At 71.6% G+C, this 16669-nt stretch carries 18 protein-coding genes and 2 tRNA genes; 12 read left to right on the top strand and 8 right to left on the bottom strand.

Features of this window, described 5'->3' with window-relative positions; all coding sequences use genetic code 11:
- Positions 1–162 precede the first annotated feature (162 nt).
- On the top strand, positions 163–900 hold the full coding sequence (locus tag ACZZ9K_RS15670; RefSeq protein WP_463444543.1) for a hypothetical protein: 738 nt from the start codon (positions 163–165) through the stop codon (positions 898–900).
- Between the two features lie 70 nt (positions 901–970).
- On the opposite strand, the gene ACZZ9K_RS15665 is transcribed toward ACZZ9K_RS15670, so the two are convergent.
- The 3 genes from ACZZ9K_RS15665 to msrA form a co-directional block, all read right to left on the bottom strand.
- Positions 971–1651: a single-stranded DNA-binding protein gene (locus ACZZ9K_RS15665; RefSeq protein ID WP_463444542.1), complete on the bottom strand. Its 681-nt coding sequence runs from the start codon at positions 1649–1651 to the stop codon at positions 971–973.
- Between the two features lie 119 nt (positions 1652–1770).
- A complete protein-coding gene (locus ACZZ9K_RS15660) occupies positions 1771–1974 on the bottom strand; it encodes a hypothetical protein (RefSeq protein WP_027464651.1) in 204 nt (67 codons plus the stop codon).
- 37 nt (positions 1975–2011) lie between these two features.
- Positions 2012–2539: a peptide-methionine (S)-S-oxide reductase MsrA gene (msrA, locus tag ACZZ9K_RS15655; RefSeq protein WP_463444541.1), complete on the bottom strand. Its 528-nt coding sequence runs from the start codon at positions 2537–2539 to the stop codon at positions 2012–2014.
- A gap of 150 nt (positions 2540–2689) precedes the next feature.
- Between msrA and ACZZ9K_RS15650 the strand changes: the two genes are divergently transcribed.
- Both ACZZ9K_RS15650 and ACZZ9K_RS15645 read left to right on the top strand, forming a co-directional pair.
- The gene (locus ACZZ9K_RS15650) at positions 2690–2956 is read left to right on the top strand and encodes a hypothetical protein (RefSeq protein WP_017886047.1); all 267 of its coding nucleotides are present in this window, start codon (positions 2690–2692) and stop codon (positions 2954–2956) included.
- An 89-nt stretch (positions 2957–3045) separates the two neighbouring features.
- A complete protein-coding gene (locus tag ACZZ9K_RS15645) occupies positions 3046–4206 on the top strand; it encodes a hypothetical protein (protein WP_463444540.1) in 1161 nt (386 codons plus the stop codon).
- Positions 4207–4397: 191 nt separating this feature from the next.
- On the opposite strand, the gene ACZZ9K_RS15640 is transcribed toward ACZZ9K_RS15645, so the two are convergent.
- A tRNA-Arg gene (locus tag ACZZ9K_RS15640) sits at positions 4398–4470 on the bottom strand.
- Positions 4471–4622: 152 nt separating this feature from the next.
- On the opposite strand from ACZZ9K_RS15640, the gene ACZZ9K_RS15635 reads away from it, so the two are divergent.
- Genes ACZZ9K_RS15635 through ACZZ9K_RS15625 form a run of 3 tightly spaced genes read left to right on the top strand, consistent with a single transcriptional unit; the run spans position 4623 to position 7884 of the window.
- Entirely contained in the window at positions 4623–5384 is a 762-nt protein-coding gene (locus ACZZ9K_RS15635) for an acylneuraminate cytidylyltransferase family protein (protein ID WP_463444539.1), read from the top strand.
- Positions 5381–6253: an N-acetylneuraminate synthase family protein gene (locus ACZZ9K_RS15630; RefSeq protein WP_463444538.1), complete on the top strand. Its 873-nt coding sequence runs from the start codon at positions 5381–5383 to the stop codon at positions 6251–6253. Before ACZZ9K_RS15635 ends, ACZZ9K_RS15630 begins: the two co-directional genes overlap by 4 nt.
- 26 nt (positions 6254–6279) lie before the next feature.
- Positions 6280–7884 carry a DUF6716 putative glycosyltransferase gene (locus tag ACZZ9K_RS15625; RefSeq protein ID WP_463444537.1) on the top strand — a complete coding sequence of 535 codons (1605 nt, stop codon included), beginning with the start codon at positions 6280–6282 and terminating at the stop codon, positions 7882–7884.
- Here the strand turns inward: ACZZ9K_RS15625 and ACZZ9K_RS15620 are convergent.
- Positions 7828–8088 carry a thioredoxin family protein gene (locus ACZZ9K_RS15620; RefSeq protein WP_027464648.1) on the bottom strand — a complete coding sequence of 87 codons (261 nt, stop codon included), beginning with the start codon at positions 8086–8088 and terminating at the stop codon, positions 7828–7830. The genes ACZZ9K_RS15625 and ACZZ9K_RS15620 overlap by 57 nt on opposite strands.
- 29 nt (positions 8089–8117) lie before the next feature.
- Positions 8118–8408: a hypothetical protein gene (locus ACZZ9K_RS15615; protein WP_027464647.1), complete on the bottom strand. Its 291-nt coding sequence runs from the start codon at positions 8406–8408 to the stop codon at positions 8118–8120.
- Positions 8409–8511: 103 nt separating this feature from the next.
- Here ACZZ9K_RS15615 and ACZZ9K_RS15610 point away from each other — a divergent pair, with 103 nt between their 5' ends.
- The 5 genes from ACZZ9K_RS15610 (at position 8512) to ACZZ9K_RS15590 (ending at position 12424) form a co-directional block, all read left to right on the top strand.
- Entirely contained in the window at positions 8512–8961 is a 450-nt protein-coding gene (locus ACZZ9K_RS15610) for a MarR family winged helix-turn-helix transcriptional regulator (RefSeq protein ID WP_463444536.1), read from the top strand.
- Positions 8958–10199 (top strand): MFS transporter, encoded by a 1242-nt coding sequence (locus tag ACZZ9K_RS15605; protein ID WP_463444535.1) that lies wholly within the window; start codon positions 8958–8960, stop codon positions 10197–10199. The genes ACZZ9K_RS15610 and ACZZ9K_RS15605 overlap by 4 nt, the downstream gene beginning before the upstream one ends.
- Before the next feature lie 910 nt (positions 10200–11109).
- Entirely contained in the window at positions 11110–11748 is a 639-nt protein-coding gene (orn, locus tag ACZZ9K_RS15600) for an oligoribonuclease (protein WP_463444534.1), read from the top strand.
- Between the two features lie 75 nt (positions 11749–11823).
- Positions 11824–11899: transfer RNA gene (locus tag ACZZ9K_RS15595), tRNA-His, on the top strand.
- A 180-nt stretch (positions 11900–12079) separates the two neighbouring features.
- The gene (locus ACZZ9K_RS15590) at positions 12080–12424 is read left to right on the top strand and encodes a metallopeptidase family protein (RefSeq protein WP_463444763.1); all 345 of its coding nucleotides are present in this window, start codon (positions 12080–12082) and stop codon (positions 12422–12424) included.
- A gap of 29 nt (positions 12425–12453) precedes the next feature.
- On the opposite strand, the gene ACZZ9K_RS15585 is transcribed toward ACZZ9K_RS15590, so the two are convergent.
- Together ACZZ9K_RS15585 and ACZZ9K_RS15580 are read right to left on the bottom strand one after the other, a co-directional pair.
- On the bottom strand, positions 12454–13719 hold the full coding sequence (locus ACZZ9K_RS15585) for an acyl-CoA dehydrogenase family protein (protein ID WP_463444533.1): 1266 nt from the start codon (positions 13717–13719) through the stop codon (positions 12454–12456).
- Positions 13716–15149, bottom strand: a complete 1434-nt coding sequence (locus ACZZ9K_RS15580) for an LLM class flavin-dependent oxidoreductase (protein WP_463444532.1) — start codon at positions 15147–15149, stop codon at positions 13716–13718. Before ACZZ9K_RS15580 ends, ACZZ9K_RS15585 begins: the two co-directional genes overlap by 4 nt.
- A 102-nt stretch (positions 15150–15251) precedes the next feature.
- Between ACZZ9K_RS15580 and ACZZ9K_RS15575 the strand changes: the two genes are divergently transcribed.
- Complete coding sequence (locus tag ACZZ9K_RS15575; protein WP_463444531.1) at positions 15252–16649, top strand: MFS transporter; 1398 nt, start codon at positions 15252–15254, stop codon at positions 16647–16649.
- The last annotated feature ends 20 nt before the right edge of the window (positions 16650–16669 follow it).

Genomic DNA, 16669 nt, shown 5'->3' with positions numbered 1-16669 from the left:
GCACCGCTCGCCCGACGCCGGATCGCCGCTTCCCGCACCTGTACGAACAGCCCTGTTGCGCAACGCACGTCTCGACGTAACCTCTCCTCGCCCCGCAACCTCGGGGGCCCGTCGCTCACCACGACGAGGACCAGGATCAGGACCACGGACAGGACGAGGACCATGACCACGCACACGAACACGACCACGTCGCGGCTCCGCCGCCTCGCGCTCCCATTGATCGGAGCGATCGCACTCACCGCCGCACTCCTCGCACCCGTGTCGCCGGCATCGGCCGCCGGTGCCGTGCCGAAGGGTTCCCCCTACCTGCTCTACACGGCGACCATCAGCGCGGACGGCGCCGGCACGGGGTACTCGTCCTACATCAACGTGCACGACGCCCACAACAACGCGTACGCGTTCGGCATCCAGTCGGACAAGGGCTCGCCCGAGAGCAAGGGCAAGCCGCGCTTCATCTGGGAGCGGGTGCAGAACGGCAAGTTCACCTACGGGTACCTCGGTCCGGCGACGAACAAGAACACCCCGATCGGGATGCGCTGGTACCAGAACGACGTCGCGACGATGATCGTCAACCACAAGACGATCGGCACGCTCAAGCTCAACCTGGACGGGCGGCTGTTCTTCAACGCCGAGGCGAACGGTCGACTCAACGGCGATGTCGTGCACTCCACGGTCCAGAACACCCGCATCACGGTGGGCAACGTCGCGGGCCGGACCGGTCTGAACGGCAAGTGGAACACGAACTTCTCGTTCCACGGCATCAAGGCGACCCAGATCAACGCGCCGGCGGTCCAGGGGGCGACGTTCCGGATCAACGGCCGGGTCTCCGGGCTGCCGCGCGGCGGCAACTGGGACACCGATCAGGTGTCCGGCATCGGGATGATCGCGCAGAAGTGGTGACCGACGCGACGCGCTGACCCGCGCGCGCCCAGCGGCCTGACCCGCACCCCGACCCCGGTCGGCGTGCGGGTCAGGCCGCTTCGGCGTCGTGGGTGTGGTCGTCGAGGGGTGGCGCCGGGTCCCATGGTGCGTCGTCCTGGTCGAGCACGTGCTCGGAGGGCTCGGCGGGCTCCGCACCGTCGCCGTCGCCGAGGGCCGGCGCGCCGTCTGCCCCGTCGAGGTCTCCGTCCGGACCGTGCTCCGTGGACGGTGCGTGTTCGTGCGCGCCGTCGGACTCTGCCCCGTGGTCGGGCCCGTGACCGGCACCGCGCCCCGCAGCGGGGTCACGGACCTCGCCGGTGCGGGGGTCCACGCCGCGCAGGCCACCCTGCCCCGATGCACCGTCGCCGACCTGCCGTGGCACCCGGAGCCAGTTGCTGATCCCCCAGGCCAGGTCGTGGCCGATGCCGTCGGCGTCGATCTCGACCGAGGTCCCACCGCGACCGTCGCGTTCCCACGTGCGGATGCGGACCCGGCCGGCGACGACGATCCGGTCGCCCTTCTTCAGGGACTTGTACACGTTCGACGCGAGCGACCGGAACGCGGTGACGGTGTACCAGTTGGTCGCGCCGTTGACCCAGGCGGCGGTGGCCCGGTCCCAACGGCGTGAGGGCGACGCGAGTCGGAGACTCGTGATGGCGATGCCGGTCTCGGTGACGAGGTGCCGGGGCTCGGTGGCGACGATTCCGCAGACGGTGATGATGTCGTTCATGCGTCGATCGTCACGGAGCCCGGGGCTGCGTCAGCGGCCCCGGGCTCGATCTGTGGCATGTGGACCCGATCAGGCGACCTGTGGAGGACGAGTCCCCCGGGCCTCCTGGACGGACCCGCTCAGTGCGCTCGGAACTCGGGCCGGGCGGCCAACGGTCCGAGCGCGGCGTGGACCGCACCCTTGGCGGACTCGAGGGACGGGTAGGGCCCGCCCGCCCGTCGGCGTCCGTAGAGCTCGACCTGGAAGCCGTCCGCCGCCCGGTGGATGCTGCCCACCGCGCCGGCCGGACCGATGGCGACCCAGGTTCCCGTGTTGTCCGTCATGTTCGAACCACCTCCTCGTGGCCCTGCCGTCCCGGGGTCAGGACGCCAGGATGTACTGACTGTAGGCCTTCCGGACCTTGTTCACCTTGGGCAGCGCCACTGCGAGGCAGTAGCCCTGGCCGGGGTTCTTCGCGAAGAAGTCCTGGTGGTACTCCTCGGCGCGGTGGAACGTCGAGAGCGGCTCGATGGTGGTGACGATGCCGCCGTCCCAGATGTCGGAAGCCCGCTCGATCGCGCGCTCGAACAGCTCGCGCTGCGCGTCGTCGGCCGGGAACATCGCCGAGCGGTACTGCGTGCCGACGTCGGCGCCCTGACGGTTCAGCTGACGCGGGTCGTGCAGCGTGAAGAAGACGTCGAGGATCACGTCGGCCGGGATCACCGACTCGTCGAACGTCACGGCGACCGCCTCGGCGTGCCCTGTCGTACCGGTGCACACCAGTTCGTAGGAGGGCTCCTCGACCTGTCCGCCGATGTAGCCGGACACGACGTCCTGCACACCCTGGAGCGTGCGGTACACGGCGTCGAGACACCAGAAACATCCACCTGCGAGCACGAACGTGGTCATGGCCACTCCCTCTCTCCGGGCCGCCGATGCAGCCACCTCGTTCCTCCACAACAGTGTGCGCGGAGACCCTGTTCCCCAGATCGGCTGGCACCTCTCGGCGTGTCGGTGGTCCGCCGTAGCGTCGGTACCACACCGACCAGGAGGCCAGCGATGCAGACCATCACCGAACCCGCACTGCGGATCCGCACCGTCCCGCTGGCCCGCGCCCGGGGCGACTACCGCATCCTCGACGTCCGCGACGACCTGAGCCGGGTCACCCGGGCCAACGGCGAGATCGTCGGGTACGTCGACCGCATCGACGTCGCCGGCGACACCGCGTACCGCGCCCGCCGGTACGTCGCGACCGAGCGCCGGTTCGTCGAGCTGCCGAGCGTGTGGTCCGCCGACGACGCCGTGGACACCCTGCGCTGGTCATGATGTTCCAGATTGGAATCATCTGCGATGGGATGCACGGAACGCCGTCCGACCTCCCCGACGCCTGACCGTTCCGTGGGTATGGTGCGCGCATGGACTGGTGGAACGACCTGACCGACTGGACTTCGTCCGACACGGGTTGGCGGGTGCTCTCGGGCGCTGTGATCCCCTTCGTCGCCATCGTCGTGGCGGGCGTCATCGCGGCGCTCATCGGGCGCAGCGCGACCAAGCGGGTCGTGGCGTTGCAGGAGCGGGAATCGAAGAACGCGGCCGTGGCCGCGATCCTGACGGCTGCGCGCAAGGCAGCTGCATGGGGATCGCTCGGACACGACGAGCGGGCCTACGCCGACCACCTCGCCGAGGACGCCGACATCCGGCTGCGCCTGCTCCCCGTGCAGGGCGCGCCGCTGGCCGCCAACTGGGCACAGCACGAGATCGCCGACATCAAGAAGAACTCGTCGACGTTCAGCTTCCAGGCCGATCAGTCCCTCGCCGAGTTCCGTGACCGCCTGCTCGACTGGCAGGCGCGACCGAGCCGCGCGCGCAAGCTCTTCAAGGCCGACCTCGAGCGCTGGAAGTTCGAGTCCCCGGACCCCGACGCCGACCTGATCAAGCGCCAGCAGGACTGGAACGCCGACCAGGCCGAACCCCCGCGTACGCAGGCGCAGGCAAAGGCCCCGGCCCCGGCCGCTCCCACCGAGCGTCCCACCCCGACGACGACCTCGCTGCGTCCGGCGCAGCGCCCCGCGTCCGCACCCTCGACCCCTCCGGCGGCGGCCGCTCCCGCGCCCGGTGCTGCGTCAGCCGGTGCTGCGTCAGCCGGTGCTGCCGGCGGGACGACCCCGTCGTTCTCGGTGAACCGCGGTGCGGGCACGAACCCGAACCGCGGCACCACCGACCCGAACGCCACGCGTTCCTTCGGCGACAACACCACCCGCGTCTACGGCGACGACGAGGCTGCACCACCGGTCCGTCCGACGCTCGGTACCCCGACCTCGCCCGCCCGCTCCCCCAGGGCCGCGGCACGGACGACACCGAGGTCGTGGACGACGCCAGCGCCACCCGCGCCTTCGGCGACAGCGACCGCGCACCGCGGAACGACCGTCCGTCCTCGTCCGACCGCCCCGTCGCGACGCCCACCGCAGCCGACGCACACGTCAACCGGGCACCCGCGAACGACGTCCCGCCCGCCTCGGCACCCCGGGTCGACACCCCCGGCGCGACGAACACCACGTCCGTCCCGACGCGGCTGAACCAGGCCCCCGCGGAGCCGGCCGACGCGAACGAGACGTCCGAGGCGCCGTACACGCAGCCGATCAGCGCCGCCGAACTCCGCCGCCGCGCCGCGGACGACGACGAGTAACAGCCAGCACGACGAGCAGCAGCCAGCACGACGAGAACAGGGCCGCCATCCGGAGAGGATGGCGGCCCTGTTCGTCTTCGGCGCCCCCGGCAGGAATCGAACCCGCGGCACGGTGGGTAGAAACCACCTGCTCTATCCACTGAGCTACGGAGGCGAGCAGCGTCGATTGTAGCGGCGAGCGACCCTCAGACGCTCGATGCACGCCCCGCCGCGTCGCCGCGACATGGCTCGGCGGTCGCCCAACGGTCGGCCGCCGTCTGCTCCCCGTTCCCCTCCGCGACACCCGCGCTTCGTAGCGTCCGGAGCATGCGCACCACCGGTTCCGTCCTCGCCGTCGTGCCCGCACGTGCCGGGTCGAAGGGGATCCCCGGCAAGAACCTCCGCACGGTCGCGGGTCGTTCGCTGGTCCGTCGCGCGGTCGAATCAGCACGACGTACCACGCGCATCGACGAGGTGCTCGTCACGACCGACGGCGACGCCATCGCTGCCGAGGCGGTCGCCGCCGGTGCCGCCGTGGTCCGCCGTCCACCCGAGCTCGCCGGCGACGAGGCGTCCTCGGAGTCGGCGCTGCTGCACGTCCTCGACGCGATCAGCACGCCGCTGCCCGAAGTCCTCGTCTTCCTGCAGGCGACCTCGCCGTTCATCGACCCGGCCGACCTCGACGCCGCCGTCGCGCGCGTGGTCGACGGGCACGCCGACGCGGTGTTCGCCGCCGCTCCGTCACACGCGTTCCTGTGGCGGACCGCCCCGGACGGCACGGCGGTCGCGGTGAACCACGACGCTGCGACCAGGCCCCGTCGGCAGGACCGAGAGCCCGAGTACCGCGAGACCGGCGCCTTCTACGTGATGCGGACGGCGGGGTTCCTCGAGAACCGGCACCGGTTCCACGGCCGCGTCGAGCTGGCCGTCGTCGACGGTGCCGGTGCGATCGACATCGACGACGAGGCCGACCTGGCCCTCGCCGAAGCACTCGCCGACGCACTCGCCGAAGCCCTGGCCCCGACATCCACCACGACCCGAGACCCATCCCCGACGCGGGCCACCCCCGCACCGAACGGAGCACCATGACCGTCACCATCGGTACGTCCACGATCGGCGCGGGCCACCCCGCGTACCTCATCGGCGAGATCGGCCTCAACCACAACGGCGACGTCGACATCGCGAAGCAACTCATCGACGTCGCTGCCGACGCGGGCCTGCAGGCCGTGAAGTTCCAGAAGCGCACCCCCGCGATCTCCACGCCGGAGCACATGAAGAACACCCCGCGCAGCACCCCGTGGGGCGACATGACCTACCTGGACTACCGCTACCGTGTCGAGTTCGACCGCGACCAGTACATCGAGATCGGTGACCACGCGACCCTGCGCGGCCTCGACTGGTTCGCGTCGCCGTGGGACGAGCCGTCGGTCGACTTCCTCGAGGACCTCAACGTCGTCGCCTACAAGATCGCCTCGGCGTCCGTCACCGACCTCGGCATGCTCGCCGCCGTCGCCGCGACCGGCAAGCCCGTCATCCTGTCGACCGGCATGTCCACGCTTGAGCAGATCGATGCCGCCGTCGCGACCCTCGGCACCGACCGTCTCGTCCTCATGCACGCGACGTCGACCTACCCGTTGCCGGCCGAGGAGGCGAACCTCCGCATGATCGACACCCTCGCCCACCGGTACGCGGGCGTCCCCGTCGGGTACTCCGGCCACGAGCCCGGCCTGCAGATCTCCATCGCCGCGGTCGCCCTCGGCGCCACGGCCGTCGAGCGCCACATCACGCTCGACCGCACGATGTGGGGCTCCGACCACGCCGCGTCGCTCGAGCCGCACGGCCTGAAGACGCTCGCCCGCGACATCCGCATCATCGAGACCGCCCTCGGCGACGGCATCAAGAGGATCTTCCCCGGCGAGCAGGCACCGCTCGCGAAGCTGCGTCGCGTCGGCGCGTGAGCGGAGCGCACGTGAGCGGAGCGCACGTGAGCGGAGCGCACGTGACCGGCCCGGTCGACGGGACCCGCGCCCTGGACGGGCCGGGTGACGGCGGTGCGCCGACGGACGGACTGGAGGCGCGCCTCCCGTCCGACGCGTCACCGCGCGTCCGACGCGTGGTCGGCCTGGTCGACACCGACTCGTTCGCGAAGTGGGGCGCCCACCTGCTGGCGAGCGCCCCGGCGGACTGGGACCTGGAGCTGCGCGCCGTGGCGACCCCGCGGTCGGCGAGTCCGAAGCAGCTGCGGTCGGCGTTCCGCGGGCTCGACCGGCGACTCGCCCACCTGCACCGCGAACCACCCGCGCCCAAGGACGTCGACGTCGTCGTCGAGGAGCTCCGACAGGACCCACCCGACGCCGTCCTGGTGTCGTTGATCGGACCGGTGGCCGAACTCGTGATCGACGAGGTGCACCGGCGGATCCCCCACCGGCCGGTGCTGGTGTCGGGGCTGCCGGGGATCTCGTTCCCCGCAAAGTGGAAGGGCATCTTCTTCCGCGCCCGGGCCGACCTGTTCGTGCTGCACAGCCACCGTGAGGTCCGCGCGTACGAGGAGATGGCGCGCGAGGGCGGGGTCGAGCCGCACTTCGCGCTTGCCACGCTGCCGTTCGCGCGGGGTGCCGGGGTGACCGGCAGTGCCGGATCGACCGGCAGTTCCGGCGCGACCGATCCTGTCGACGGTGTCGGCGCGACCGCCCGCGACTCCGTCGTCTTCGCGGCGCAGCCGAGTGTGCCGTTCGAGCGGGCAGACCGGGCGCTCGTCGTGCGGTGGCTGGTCGAGACGGCACGGGCGCACCCGGAGTGGCGCGTCGTCATCAAGACGCGCGCTGCGGCCGGCGAGCACCAGACGCACCGCGAGGAGCACCCTTACCCGGATCTGGTGCCCGCGGACGCGCCGACCAACCTCGTGGTGGAGAGCGGGCCGATGGCCGACCACCTCGACCGGGCGGTGGCACTCGTGACCATCAGCTCGACCGCGGTGCTCGAGGCGGCGGCACGGGGCGTCCCCGCGCTCACGCTGACCGACTTCGGCATCGGGCGGCACCTGATCAACGAGGTGTTCGTGGGCAGCGGCCTCGAGGGCGACGCCGTCGACCTGGTCGACGGACGGTTCGGCGTCGTCCGGCCGGAGTGGATGCGGGACAACTACTTCCATCCGGCTTCTGAGGACGACTGGCAGCACCGGCTCGTGGAGCTCATGGCCCGACGGGACGCCGGAGCCCTGGTGGACCGGGCGCCGGCTCGGCGGAGTCGCGGTGGCGTACTGCGCCGCGCGTGGGAGCGGAAGAACGCCCTCGGCGGGGCCGATCGCAGCCCGCTCGGGCTGGTGGCGCTGGGCATCGGGGCGCCGATCCGGGGCGCGAAGCGACTGGTGCGACGTATGCGGGCGATGGTCGATCCGCCGGCACCCGTGGTGGTGGCGGCGCCGACGTCGCAGCGCGCGGAGGTCCGCGCCGCCGTGCCTGCGCCGGGGGCCGCCGCTGGGACGCCCGCTCCGGCGGCTGCGGCTGCGGCGCCTGCTGCTGCGGCCGCTCGTTCAGAGCGCCTTGGCCACCGCGAGCAGGAGCTGGTCACGGGTCGGGACGCCGGGTGAACGGAAGACCTCGGTGCCGTCGTCCTGCCGCACGATGATCGTGGGCGTGGACCGGATACCGAGGTCTTCCGCGTCGTCGGGGTGTGCCGCCACGTCGCGTTCGGTCACGGTGAGCCCGGGGACGAGCGCCGAGGCCTCGGCGGACACCCGGCGGGCGGCGGCACACGGCGCACAGAAGGCGGACGTCCAGAGGTCGAGCTGCATGTGGTCCTGCAACGCGGCGGGTGGGGGTTCTACTCCCGGTCGAACTCGCCGCTGCGGTCACCGCGGTCCTGCAGGTCGTCCACCGGGTCGGACTCCTCCGGCTCGTAGGTGAACTCGACCGAGATCTGGTCGAGGACCTGGCGGGACTTGGTGGCGCGGTAGGTGAAGGCCGTCTGCAGGCCCTCGACGTCGGCGAACACCGTGACCTCGTCGTCCAGCGCGTCGCTCGTGGCGGTGCGGGTGTCGGTCGTGCCGTCGAAGGGGCCGCCGTGGAAGATCGCGGTGTACTCGTCGCCTTCGTGGATGGTGATGTCGCTCATGCCTCCCTTCTACCAGGCGGCGGCTGGTGCAGTCTGTTCGGGCCCGTCGCTGCTCGGCTGCACCGCCGTTGCGTTTTGCATAGCGCGGCTATATAGTTCGGCTATGGAAACACCGCGCGAGCAGACGATCGAGACCCTCCTCGTCTCCGTCAACCGCCTGATCCGCAGCGCCGTCCAGTCGACGGGCAACACCACGTCCGCGGCGCTCTGGCGCACGCTCGGCATCCTCGAGACCGACGAGCCCCTGCGACTCGGTGAACTGGCCACCGCCTCCCGTGTGGCGCAGCCCACCATGACCCGACTCGTCGCCGGCATGCTCGCCGACGGCCTGATCAGCCGCAGCGTCGACCCCGACGACTCCCGCGGGCAGCTCATCGAACTGACCGAGGCCGGACGCGAACGGCTCGCCTCCTGGCGCTCCACCCTCACCAGCACGGTCGGTCCGTTGTTCGCCGACCTGACCGACGACGACTGGGACGTCCTGCACCACGCGGCGAACCTGATCGCGCAGCGCACCCGGACAACCCCCAACGGAACGGAGATCCCCGCGTGAACGCCCACGCACCCGCCGGCCAGTCCGGCTCCATCCTCAAGCAGTCGTCCGCGGTCTGGGCGATCGCCTTCGCCTGCGTCGTCGCGTTCATGGGCATCGGCCTCGTCGACCCGATCCTCCCGGCGATCGCGGCGTCCCTCAAGGCGACCCCCGCGCAGACCGAGTTGCTCTTCACGAGCTACCTCGCCGTCACCGGTGTCGCGATGTTCTTCACCAGCTGGGTCTCCAGCCGCATCGGCGCGAAGCGCACCCTGCTCATCGGACTCGCCCTGATCGTGCTCTTCTCGGTGCTCGCGGCCACGTCGAACAGCGTGTGGAGCATCATCGACTTCCGCGCCGGCTGGGGCCTCGGCAACGCGCTCTTCATCTCCACCGCGCTCGCGACCATCGTCGGGGCAGCGTCGGGCGGCACCGCCTCGGCGATCATCCTGTACGAGGCAGCACTCGGCCTCGGCATCGCCGTCGGCCCCCTGGTCGGAGGTCTGCTCGGCTCGGTGAGCTGGCGCGGCCCGTTCTTCGGCGTCACGACCCTGATGGCCGTCGCGTTCATCGCCATCGTCGCGCTGCTGAAGACCGGCAGCCTCGAGAAGCCCACGCCGACGAAGCTCTCCGCACCCTTCCGTGCCCTGACCCGTCCGGCACTCGCAGCCCTGGCCGCGACCGCGCTGTTCTACAACATCGGCTTCTTCGTCCTGCTGGCGTACACGCCGTTCCCGCTCGGCTTCGGCGCGCTCGGCATCGGGTTCACGTTCTTCGGCTGGGGTGTCGGTCTCGCGATCACGTCGGTGTGGGTCGCCCCGATGCTCACCGCCCGTCTCCGGAGGACGACGGTGTTGAAGATCGCGCTGCCCCTGCTCGCGCTCGACCTGTTCGGCGCGGCCCTCGTCGTCCGCTCCCAGGTCGGCCTGATCATCTGCGTCGTGATCGGTGGACTCGTGCTCGGTGTCCTGAACACCGTGCTCACGGAGTGCGTCATGGAGGCCACCGACCTCCCCCGCTCGGTCGCCTCGAGCGCCTACTCCGCCGTCCGGTTCATCGGCGGCGCCATCGCCCCGCCCGTCGCGACCCTGCTCGCCGACGCGTACTCGCCCTCGGCGGCGTACGTGTTCGCGGGTGCGTCCGTCGCGGTCGCCTTCGTCGTGATCCTCTGCACCACGAGGGTCCTGCGCCGCGTCGACGACGGTCCCGAGCCGGAGCGCGTCGAGGCGGAGGCCATCACCGCCGGCGACATGGCCTAGCCGCCGGGCGCGCGCTCTCTCCACTCGCGCCCCACTTCCCCCTTCCCCACGAACGGGCGAAATGCCGGAGTGTCCCCCCCTTGGGAACGCCGGCATTTCGCCCGTTCGTGCGTCCGCGGGCTTCCCCGCGCGGGTTCTCTCCCCCTCGCCCCTCACCCTCGCCCCTCTTCCCCCCTCGCCCCTCTTCCCCCTCGCCCCGCCTCCCGCTCGCCCCGCCTCCCCCGCGCGAGCGGGCGAAGTGCCCGGGTTCGTCCGCAGGGCGACTCGGGTATTTCGCCCGCTCGCGCGGTCGGCTCACGGTCGGCAGGCACGGTGCGGCAGGCGGGGTGGAAGGGACTGCCCGGAGGCGCGGGCCGGCCTGACGGGGTCGCGGCGAGCCTCCAGGCGGTCGCCTGCACCGCACGCAGCTCGCGCCGCGGGCGAGCGGGCGAAACATCGGGGTGCGTCCGCAGGGCAACGGCGGCATTTCGCCCGCTCGGCTGGGCGCAGCCGTGCGAAGGCGCGACCGGGCGCGGCCGACGGCGAGCGGGCGGAACACCACGGTCCGTCCGCAGGGCGACCGCGGCATATCGCCCGCTCGGGGCGAGGAGGCGGGATCGGTGCGACAGGCGGGGTGGAAGTGACTGCCTGGAGGCGCGGGGCGGCTTGCGGAGTCGCGTTGAGCCTCCAGGCGGTCGCCCGCACCGCATGCGGCTCACGTGAGCGACGAGCGGGCGGAACATCCGAGTACGTCCGCAAGGCGACCGCGGCATTTCGCCCGCTCGCGGATGGGACCCGAGGAACGGGTGACCGAGCACCGACCACCGAGCACGGGTGACCGAGCACGGGTGACCGAGCACGGGCAGGCACGGGCAGGGCGGGCGCAGCGGCACGTACGGGAGGCACGCGGGGCGGGAATAGGATCGAGGACATGGCAACCGCGAATGACCGCCTCGTCTGGATCGACTGCGAGATGACCGGCCTCGACCTCGAGGTCGACGAACTCGTCGAGGTGGCCGTGGTCATCACCGACTTCGACCTCGAGCCCGTGCACCCCGGCTTCGACATCGTCATCAAGCCGGACCAGTCGGCGCTCGACAACATGAACGAGTTCGTGACGAACATGCACGTCACCTCGGGGCTCCTCGCGGAGATCCCGAACGGCGTGAGCCTGGCGGACGCCGAGTACCAGGTGCTCGAGTACATCCTCCAGCACGTCCCCGCCGAGGGCTCCGCCCCCCTGGCCGGCAACACGATCGGTACCGACCGCGCGTTCCTGTCGAAGTACATGCCGCGGGTCGACGGGCACCTGCACTACCGCAGCGTGGACGTGTCCAGCATCAAGGAGCTCTGCCGCCGCTGGTTCCCCCGCGTGTACTTCAACGCACCGGAGAAGCACGGTGGGCACCGGGCCCTCGCGGACATCCTCGAGTCGATCCGCGAGCTCGAGTACTACCGCCGCGCCGGCTTCGTCGCCGAGCCCGGCCCGAGCACCGACGACGTGCGGGCCGTGCAGGCCGACGTCGTGGCGAAGTGGGAGTCACGGCTGGCACAGCCCGAGGCCGAGTAGCGACACGGGTGGTCCGCACCCCGTCCCGCATGTACTACTATTGAGTGGTCGCGCCGGTCCGCCGGTTCGAACATGGTGGATATAGCTCAGTTGGTAGAGCGCCTGGTTGTGGTCTAGGAGGTCGCGGGTTCGAGACCCGTTATTCACCCCAGTCGAGGGAGAGTCCTGTTGCGTGTGACGCAACCGGGGCTCTCCCTCAGTGTTTGTCTGGGCACCTCCGGCGCCGTGCGGCTTCGCCGCGAGGGGTCAGCCGCGGTTGGTCAGCCGCAAGTGCTCAGCCGCGAGGCCTCAGCCGCGAGTGGTCAGCGCGGTGTGGGACGATCCCTGCGTGATGGAGATGTCCGCCGACGCGTTCGAGCAACTCGTGAGCGACGAACTCGACCTGCTGCCCGACGAGATGGTCGACGGGCTCGACAACGTGGTCTTCGTCGTCGAGGACGAACCCGAGAATGGTGAAGAGCTGTTCGGCGTGTACGACGGCATCGCGGCCACCGAGCGCGGGCAGTACGGCTTCGGCGAGCTGCCCGACCGCATCGTCGTGTTCCGGAAGCAGCACCTGGCCGAGTGCGACACCGTCGAGGAGCTCAAGGACGAGGTGCACACCACCCTCGTGCACGAGATCGGTCACTTCTACGGGATCGACGACGAGCGGCTGCACGAGCTCGGCTGGGCGTAGCGGCCAGCCCCGCGCCCGCCAGCAGCCCCTCAGAACCGCGTCGGCCCCACCTCGTGGTACTTCTCCCACGCCCCCACCGGCCCCCGCCCGTGCAGCGCGTACTCCCCCACCATCCGCTCCTTGTAGACCGCCGGGTTGTGTGACGCCACCACCCGGGCGTTCCGCCAGTGCCGGTCCAGCGCACGCGTCCGGTCGGCAGCGGACGCCCCGCCGACCTCGAACAACTCGGACGCCGACCGCAGCACCCGCGGCCCGATCTCGACCTGCGCCTGGTACACGGCGTTCTCGGCCGCGTCGAGCACCACGCGGTCGACGCCGACCCCGGGCTCGTTCGTCGCGACGACCCCGTCGAGCAACCCCGCGGCGGCGACGACGAGTGACCGGGCGGTGAACGCCCCGGCCGACAGTCGCCCGAGCACCGCGAGCACCTGCGGGTCCTCCCCCGGCACGGCCGCGTTGGCGTGGATGTACGTGCGGGTCCGGGGTCGCACGAAGGCCACGGCGTCGTCGGACACGGCCTGCCCGATCCCGGCGAGGACCGCCAGCAGGTACAGCTGGTAGAAGGCCTGGATGTGCGAGAGCGGGGCGTCCCGGTACGCCGACACCACCGAGGGGTCGACCGACACCCCGTCGAACACGGTGGTGCCGGACGCCGTCAACCGCTGCCCGAACCCGTCCCAGTCGTCGATGCTCCTGACGCCCGGCGCGGAGGCGTCGACGGCGAACGTCACGCGCTCCCCGTCACGGTCCGCCGCCAGGTAGATCCAGTCCGCGTAGAGCGTGCCGGTCGAGTAGAACTTCCGCCCGTCGAGGCGGAGAGAACCGCCAGACGGCGTCACCGTCGTCGAGATGTCGGCCAGGGTCGTCCCGGTCCGCTCCGAGGTCGCGTTCCCGATGATCGCGCCGCCGACGATCCGTTCGAGCCACTCATCACGGGAGGCCGACGATGGCCGCAGCAGCACGAGTTCGGTGTACCCGAAGTGTCCCCGCCACAGGTGCGCGATGTTCGAGTCCGCTGCCGCCAGGTCCGCCACCAGGTGCGCGAGTTCGACCAGCGTCACGCCGAAGCCGCCGCGGTCCTCCGGCACGCGCAGCCGCCCGAACCCCGCGTCGGCGAGCGCCCGGACCTCGGCGTGCGGCAGCGGTCGGTCACCGGGGGTGCCGGACGCGAGCTCACGCTCGACCGCGCCGTCGCGGATGGTCGCGAACACGGGCGCGAAGCGTTCGCGCAGGGTCGCCAGACGGTCGGCCGGGAGGCCCGTCACGGCTCCGTCGGTCGTCGTCGCGGCCGTCATGCGGGCACCTCCACCGCACGGGTCGCGTCGTCCGGGTGGGTCGCGGTCGCGCCGGCACCGCCCGTGAACGCTCCGCGCCACCGCCTGGCGGGGTGCGAGTCCGGCAGCTGTGCGTGGCCGAAGAGCTTCTCGCGCAGGGTCCCCTCGCGGTACTCGGACTGCATCAGCCCCCGCTCCTGCAGGGTCGGCGCGATGTGGTCGACGAACTCCTCGTACGAGCCGGGCACCGTCCAGTTGATGACGTTGACGCCGTCGACGCCCACCCGCTGCCAGTCGGCGAGCTCGTCGGCGATCTGCTCCGGCGTCCCGACGACCCGGGCGCGGAGCTTGGCGGACAGGCGAGCCAGGTCGGCGATGGTCGGTTCGCGGTCCCCGGCGGCCTCGCGGAGCCACTGCAGGTGCGACTGCCCGGCGTGGGTGCAGACCTCGGACAGCGGGGTGTCCGGGTCGAGGGGCTCGCCGGTGTCGGGGTCGAAGCCGAGGTTCGAGTGCACCAGGAACCCGTCGGCGGCCAGGTACTCGTCGATCTCCGCTTCCTTGGCCTTCGCCTCGGCCTCGGTGGATCCGGTGACGAAGGTCAGGCCGAGGAAGAACGCGATGTCGTCCCGCTGGCGGCCGGCGGCCTCGGCCAGGTCGCGGGTCTCGCGGATGAGCTGTTCGGTGGCGTCCCGGTTCGAGGTCAGGATGAACTGGGCCTCGGCGTTCCGCGCGGCGAAGGCCCGACCGGCGGGCGACGACCCGGCCTGGAACAGCACCGGGGTCCGCTGTGGCGACGGTGCCGACAGGTGCGGCCCCTGCACGTCGTAGCGCTTGCCGTGGTGGTCGATGCGGTGCACCCTGTCGGGGTCGGCGTAACCGCGGACGGGGTCCTTCAGCACGGCGCCGTCCTCCCACGAGCCCTCCCAGAGCTTCGCGCAGACCTCGAGGTACTCCTCGGCCCACACGTAGCGCTCGTCGTGCTCCTCGAGCCGGTCGGCCCCGAAGTTCCGGGCGGCGCTGTCGAGGGCGCTCGTGACGACGTTCCAGCCGATGCGGCCCCGGGTGATGTGGTCGAGCGTGGAGACCTTGCGGGCGAAGTCGAACGGGTGCGCCTGGATGACGCTCGAGGTGAACGCGAGCCCGAGGTGCTCGGTCGACACGGCGAGCGCGGAGAGCAGCACGGAGGGGTCGTTCGAGGGGATCTGCAGCCCCTCGCGCAGGTTGGTCGAGTAGTCGCCGCGACCGGGGCCGTAGGTCCCGACGACGTCGGCGAAGAACATCGCGTCGAACTTGCCGCGCTCGAGGGTCCTCGCCAGGTCGGTCCACAGCGTCACGTCGTCGAAGTCCGCCTGCCGGGCGTCGGGGTGCCGCCACAGGCCGTGCTGGATGTGCGAGGTCGTGTTCATGACGAAGGCCGCGAAGCGCAGCGGGCGGTTCGGTGCATCGCTCATGCGTCCCATCGTGGTCGGCGGGCACCGCCCGACGACAGCGACGTGACCTCCCGTTACGCGCGGTGTTCCCCGCGGCCCTGGACGCGACCATGCTCCTGAGGCATGCCGAGCCAGACCACCGTCACCGCGCCTCCAGGCCGTCCCGCCGCACCGTCGACCACCGCGACCCGTCGTCGGGTCGCCCTCGCGTCGTTCGTCGGGACGACCGTCGAGTACTACGACTTCTACCTCTACGCGACGGCCTCGGCGCTGGTGTTCGCACCGACGTTCTTCCCGTCCGTGACGCCGGCCGTCGGGGTCATCGCGTCGTTCGCGACCTACGGCGTCGGGTTCGTGGCGCGGCCGCTCGGCGGTGTGATCGCCGGCCACCTGGGTGACCGGATCGGGCGGAAGAAGCTGCTCGTCGCGTCGCTGGTGCTGATGGGCATCGCGTCCACGTTGATCGGGGTCATCCCGTCCGCCGCGACCATCGGGGTCGGTGCCGTCGTGGCGCTCGTGTTCCTGCGGCTGCTGCAGGGCGTCGCGGCCGGCGCGGAATGGGGCGGCTCGGCGCTGCTGTCCGTCGAGCACGCGCCGGAGCGGCACCGGGGGCTGTTCGGGGCGTTCACGCAGATGGGGTCGGCCGGTGGGATGCTCCTCGCGACCGGGGTCTTCACGCTCGTGCGGTCGCTGCTCGGCACCGAGGCGTTCCTGGCCTGGGGCTGGCGGCTGCCGTTCCTGTTCTCGGCGGTGATCGTGGCGGTCGGGCTCGTCATCCGGCTCGGCGTGCAGGACGCCCCGGTGTTCCAGGAGCTGCGCGCCTCGGGCGGGGTCGAACGGTTCCCGGTGTGGCAGGCGATCCGGCAGCACCCGCGGTCGATCCTGGTGACGGCGGGCCTGCGCCTCGTGCAGCCGGCGCTGTACTCGATCCTGACGACGTACTCGCTGACCTACCTCGGCAACGTGCGCGGGCCATCGGGCTCGGACGCGGGGTTGCAGGCCGTGCTCGTGATCTCGGCCGTGTCGCTCGTGTCGACACCGTTCTGGGGATGGCTGTCGGACCGGGTCGGGCGGCGGGTGCTGACGATCTGGTCGGCGGTGGGCATCGCGGTGCTCATCTGGCCGTTCTTCGCGTTCCTCGACGCCGGGCCGCTCGTGCTGCTGCCGCTCGTGGCGCTGATCGGGATGTGCGTGTTCCACGACAGCATCTACGGGCCGCAGGCGGCGTGGTTCGCGGAGCAGTTCCCGACCGGGCGGCGGTACTCGGGGATGTCGCTCGGGTACCAGATCGGGTCGATCTTCTCGGTGGGGCTGACGCCACTGCTGGCCGCGGTGTTCGTGCAGCTCGGGGGCGGGTCGCCGTGGATCCTGTGCGGGTACCTCGGGGTGTACGCGGTGCTGACGATCGTGGCGGCGGTGTTCGCGGTGGATCCGCGGGCGGTGGCGCGGCGGGAGGCGCGGGCGGGCGCGGGCGCGGGCGGCGGCGCGGGCGCGGCGGGCGCGGGTGGCGCTGCGGGCTGACGTTTCGCGCTGGGCGACAG

The sequence above is a fragment of the Curtobacterium sp. AC268 genome (assembly GCF_979258745.1).
The sequence above is the reverse complement of the archived record's forward strand: the minus strand, read 5'-3'. Positions and strand labels throughout refer to the sequence as shown.

Excerpts from the sequence above, each read along its gene's own strand:
- ACZZ9K_RS15645 (WP_463444540.1), top strand. The coding sequence starts at position 3,046 with ATGGACTGGTGGAACGACCTGACCGACTGGACTTCGTCCGACACGGGT.
- ACZZ9K_RS15635 (WP_463444539.1), top strand. The coding sequence starts at position 4,623 with ATGCGCACCACCGGTTCCGTCCTCGCCGTCGTGCCCGCACGTGCCGGG.
- ACZZ9K_RS15580 (WP_463444532.1), bottom strand. The coding sequence starts at position 15,149 with ATGAGCGATGCACCGAACCGCCCGCTGCGCTTCGCGGCCTTCGTCATG.
- ACZZ9K_RS15660 (WP_027464651.1), bottom strand. The coding sequence starts at position 1,974 with ATGACGGACAACACGGGAACCTGGGTCGCCATCGGTCCGGCCGGCGCG.
- msrA (WP_463444541.1), bottom strand. The coding sequence starts at position 2,539 with ATGACCACGTTCGTGCTCGCAGGTGGATGTTTCTGGTGTCTCGACGCC.
- orn (WP_463444534.1), top strand. The coding sequence starts at position 11,110 with ATGGCAACCGCGAATGACCGCCTCGTCTGGATCGACTGCGAGATGACC.
- ACZZ9K_RS15620 (WP_027464648.1), bottom strand. The coding sequence starts at position 8,088 with ATGCAGCTCGACCTCTGGACGTCCGCCTTCTGTGCGCCGTGTGCCGCC.
- ACZZ9K_RS15630 (WP_463444538.1), top strand. The coding sequence starts at position 5,381 with ATGACCGTCACCATCGGTACGTCCACGATCGGCGCGGGCCACCCCGCG.
- ACZZ9K_RS15615 (WP_027464647.1), bottom strand. The coding sequence starts at position 8,408 with ATGAGCGACATCACCATCCACGAAGGCGACGAGTACACCGCGATCTTC.
- ACZZ9K_RS15650 (WP_017886047.1), top strand. The coding sequence starts at position 2,690 with ATGCAGACCATCACCGAACCCGCACTGCGGATCCGCACCGTCCCGCTG.
- ACZZ9K_RS15610 (WP_463444536.1), top strand. The coding sequence starts at position 8,512 with ATGGAAACACCGCGCGAGCAGACGATCGAGACCCTCCTCGTCTCCGTC.
- ACZZ9K_RS15670 (WP_463444543.1), top strand. The coding sequence starts at position 163 with ATGACCACGCACACGAACACGACCACGTCGCGGCTCCGCCGCCTCGCG.
- ACZZ9K_RS15590 (WP_463444763.1), top strand. The coding sequence starts at position 12,080 with ATGGAGATGTCCGCCGACGCGTTCGAGCAACTCGTGAGCGACGAACTC.
- ACZZ9K_RS15585 (WP_463444533.1), bottom strand. The coding sequence starts at position 13,719 with ATGACGGCCGCGACGACGACCGACGGAGCCGTGACGGGCCTCCCGGCC.
- ACZZ9K_RS15575 (WP_463444531.1), top strand. The coding sequence starts at position 15,252 with ATGCCGAGCCAGACCACCGTCACCGCGCCTCCAGGCCGTCCCGCCGCA.
- ACZZ9K_RS15665 (WP_463444542.1), bottom strand. The coding sequence starts at position 1,651 with ATGAACGACATCATCACCGTCTGCGGAATCGTCGCCACCGAGCCCCGG.